This is a genomic window from Cognatundibacterium luofuense (assembly GCF_018139685.1).
In the GTDB taxonomy this organism is placed as follows: Bacteria; Pseudomonadota; Gammaproteobacteria; order Burkholderiales; family Burkholderiaceae_D; genus Undibacterium; species Undibacterium luofuense.
On the sequence record NZ_JAGSPN010000241.1, the window covers coordinates 1 to 386 of the forward strand.

Here is a 386-nt window from a genome sequence, read left to right on the forward strand (position 1 = left end):
GCTTTCTGGTGAAAGCAGTGGAGGCCGGGGTGACCGGTAAACGTGATATTCAGGAAGCGCTGGACGAAGCGGTGTTGATCTGGAACCGCAAACTACAGAGGCGCGCGCACTCATGAGCTCAAAACGTTTGTTAGCCTGGCTATTCGTGACACCGGCGCTGCTGTTACTGGCGGCCTTTTCATTCTGGCCCGTGCTGTATGGTTCGTATCTGAGTTTCACCGATTTCAGCCTGATGCGCGAAACCAATTGGGTGGGCCTAGATAATTATGTCGCGCTATTCAATAATGAAATGTTCCTGACTGGCTTGCGCAATTCCTTTGTGTTTTTGCTGGTTGTGCCTTGCACCCAGCTGGCGGCCATCCTGTTGGCGGTGCTGGTGAATAATC

The 386-nt window shown here is 52.6% G+C and carries 1 pseudogene; it reads left to right on the top strand.

Features of this window, described 5'->3' with window-relative positions:
- Positions 1 to 112: 112 nt before the first annotated feature.
- Positions 113 to 386, top strand: a pseudogene (locus KDM89_RS20225) (sugar ABC transporter permease); the annotation flags it as partial.